General features: G+C 62.0%; 3 protein-coding genes. All 3 read left to right on the top strand.

The annotated features are described in order from the left end of the window. Nucleotides 1-109: 109 nt before the first annotated feature. From CKW40_RS42030 to CKW40_RS42020, 3 genes are read left to right on the top strand one after another with little or no spacing between them, the layout of a single operon-like run. Complete coding sequence (locus CKW40_RS42030; RefSeq protein WP_095205355.1) at nucleotides 110-1,219, top strand: electron transfer flavoprotein subunit alpha/FixB family protein; 1,110 nt, start codon at nucleotides 110-112, stop codon at nucleotides 1,217-1,219. 11 nt (nucleotides 1,220-1,230) lie between these two features. Continuing rightward, nucleotides 1,231-2,538 (top strand): FAD-binding protein, encoded by a 1,308-nt coding sequence (locus CKW40_RS42025; protein WP_095205354.1) that lies wholly within the window; start codon nucleotides 1,231-1,233, stop codon nucleotides 2,536-2,538. 9 nt (nucleotides 2,539-2,547) lie between these two features. Beyond that, nucleotides 2,548-2,844, top strand: coding sequence for a ferredoxin family protein (locus CKW40_RS42020; RefSeq protein WP_439331038.1), 297 nt, complete (start codon nucleotides 2,548-2,550; stop codon nucleotides 2,842-2,844). Nucleotides 2,845-2,848 lie beyond the last annotated feature (4 nt).

Genomic DNA, 2,848 nt, shown 5'->3' with positions numbered 1-2,848 from the left:
CGCCGCGCGATGTTGCTGACGAACTCGTCGCCGCACTCTTCAGCCGGCAGCCGAAATTGGCACACGAACTCGCCTTCAACAACGACGCGTGAGGGCAAAGGAGCAGACGATGCCGACCCCGGACCGACAAGCCCCTCGCCCTGCCGCCGGCCGTGCCGGCATAAAGAAGGAACTGCCTGACCGTTTCCAGGACTACCGGCATGTCTGGGTTTTCATTGAGCTCGAACGCGGCCAGGTCCATCCCGTATCCGTCGAATTGCTCGGCGAAGGCCGCAAGCTGGCAGACAAGCTTGACGTCCAGCTTGCGGGGGTCGTGCTCGGACCACCCGAAGAAGCCACCCGCAACGCCGTTGCCGAGGCCTTCGCTTATGGAGCCGACATGGTCTACCTCGCCGAGGCGCCGCTGCTGGCCGACTATCGCAACGAGCCTTTCACCAAGGCGATGACGGACCTGGTCGGTACCCACAAACCCGAGATCCTTCTTCTGGGTGCAACCACGCTCGGCAGGGATCTTGCCGGCTCGGTGGCGACGACCTTGCTGACAGGCCTCACGGCAGACTGCACCGAACTGGACGTGGATAAAGATGGTTGCCTCGCCGCGACCCGGCCGACTTTCGGCGGTTCCTTGCTATGCACGATCTATACCCTCAACTGCCGGCCGCAGATGGCGACAGTGCGTCCCAGGGTCATGGCCATGCCGCAGCGCGCCGACAGGCCGGTAGGTCGTGTCATTGAGCACAAGCTGTGGCTGGCCGAGGATGAGATTGTCACCAAGGTCCTCGGGTTCCTGCCGGATAGCCAGTCGGCAAAGGCAAATCTCGCTTATGCCGACGTCGTGGTCGCGGGAGGCCTCGGTCTCGGCGGCGCGGAGAACCTGCAGCTTGTGAAGAACCTCGCGCGGGCGATCGGCGCCGAACATGGCTGTTCGCGCCCGCTGGTGCAGAAGGGCTGGATGCCGGCCGATCGGCAGATCGGCCAAACCGGCAAGACCATCCGGCCGAAGCTTTACATCGCGGCCGGAATTTCGGGCGCCATCCAGCATCGCGTTGGCGTCGAGGGCGCCGATCTCATTGTCGCCATCAACACCGATCCGAATGCGCCGATTTTCGATTTTGCCCACTTGGGAATCGTCACTGATGCGATCCGCTTCCTGCCCGCGCTGACGGAAGCCTTCACCCGACGGCTGTCGCCGCACAGTCGAGACAAGCTGGCGAGTTAAGAAAGATGGACATGATCGAGGAAGAATTCGACGCCGTCGTCATCGGAGCCGGCATGTCCGGTAACGCGGCCGCTTACACCATGGCAAGCCTCGGCCTGAACGTGCTGCAGTTGGAGCGCGGCGAGTATCCGGGCTCCAAGAATGTCCAGGGCGCCATCATGTACGCCAACATGCTGGAGAAGATCATCCCGGACTTCCGCGATGATGCCCCTCTCGAGCGGCATTTGGTCGAACAGCGTCTTTGGGTGATGGACGACACCTCCCACACCGGGTTTCATCACCGGTCGGACCACTTTAACGAGGCGAAGCCCAACCGCTATACGATCATCCGTGCCCAGTTCGACAAATGGTTTTCGCGCAAAGTGCGCGAGGCTGGCGCGACGGTTCTGTGCGAGACGACCGTGACGGAGCTCGTCCGTGATGCCAGGGGCCGGGTGATCGGCGTGCGCACAGATCGGACCGGCGGAATAATCGGCGCGGACGTGGTCGTTCTCGCAGAAGGTGTGTGCGGGCTGCTTGGCACACGGGCCGGCCTGCGATCGATGCCCAAACCAGAAACCGTGGCGCTCGCCGTCAAGGAGATGCATTTCCTTCCCGAAGAGCTCATCGAGCAGCGGTTCGGCCTCAACGGCGATGAAGGTTGCGTGATCGAGGCGGTGGGCACGATCTCCCGCGGCATGGCCGGGCTCGGCTTCCTCTACACCAACAAGGAGTCGATCTCATTGGGCGTCGGCTGCCTCGTCTCCGATTTCGCCGCGGTGAGCGAAAGCCCTTACGCCCTCCTCGAGGGCTTGAAGAACCATCCTTCGATCCGGCCGCTGATCGCCGGGTCCGAGATCAAAGAATATGCCGCGCATCTCATTCCCGAAGGCGGCTACAAGGCCATTCCGCAGCTGTTTGGCGACGGTTGGGTGGTGGTCGGCGATGCCGCGCAGTTGAACAACGCCGTCCATCGCGAAGGGTCGAACCTGGCCATGACCTCCGGCCGTATCGCGGCTGAGGCAATCGTTCAGCTCAAAAGGCGCAGTCATCCAATGACGAAACGGAACCTCTCTCTTTACAAGGTCATGCTTGACAATTCCTTCGTGGTCAAAGACCTGCGCAAACACAAGGACATGCCAGCCCTGCTCCACACCAATTCCAGCAATTTCTTCACCACATATCCGCAATTGCTGTCGCAGGCCGCGCAGAGCTTCATGCGTGTCGACGGCACCCCCAAGATCGACAAGGAAAAAGCCACCACCGCAGCCTTCGTCAAGGCTCGTTCGCGCTGGGGTCTGGTCAGCGACGCGATCCGCCTGGCATGCGCGTGGCGCTGAGGAGAGATGATGATGGCGCCGACAAGCTTACGCGTCGAGGACAAGCTTTACCACAACCGCTACTTGGTCGATCCCGGCCGCGCGCATATCAAAGTGCGACCGCACGAGAAGCCGAGCCCCAACCTGCTCGCCCTGACCCGCGTGTGTCCGGCCAAATGCTATGAGTTGAACGACGCAGGCCAAGTCGAAATCACCCCCGATGGCTGCATGGAGTGCGGTACCTGCCGGATCTTGTGCGAGGCCAGCGGCGAGATCGAGTGGAACTATCCGCGCGGCGGCTTCGGGGTCCTCTTCAAATTTGGATGACCAA

It is taken from the genome of Mesorhizobium carmichaelinearum, from assembly GCF_900199455.1.
GTDB lineage: Bacteria > Pseudomonadota > Alphaproteobacteria > Rhizobiales > Rhizobiaceae > Mesorhizobium > Mesorhizobium carmichaelinearum.
Note: the sequence above shows the minus strand (reverse complement) of the source record. Positions and strands in the feature narration are given on the sequence as shown.

Bases quoted from the DNA above. Each gene is read 5' to 3' on its own strand.
- CKW40_RS42030 (WP_095205355.1), top strand. From the start codon at position 110: ATGCCGACCCCGGACCGACAAGCCCCTCGCCCTGCCGCCGGCCGTGCC.
- CKW40_RS42025 (WP_095205354.1), top strand. From the start codon at position 1,231: ATGATCGAGGAAGAATTCGACGCCGTCGTCATCGGAGCCGGCATGTCC.
- CKW40_RS42020 (WP_439331038.1), top strand. From the start codon at position 2,548: ATGATGGCGCCGACAAGCTTACGCGTCGAGGACAAGCTTTACCACAAC.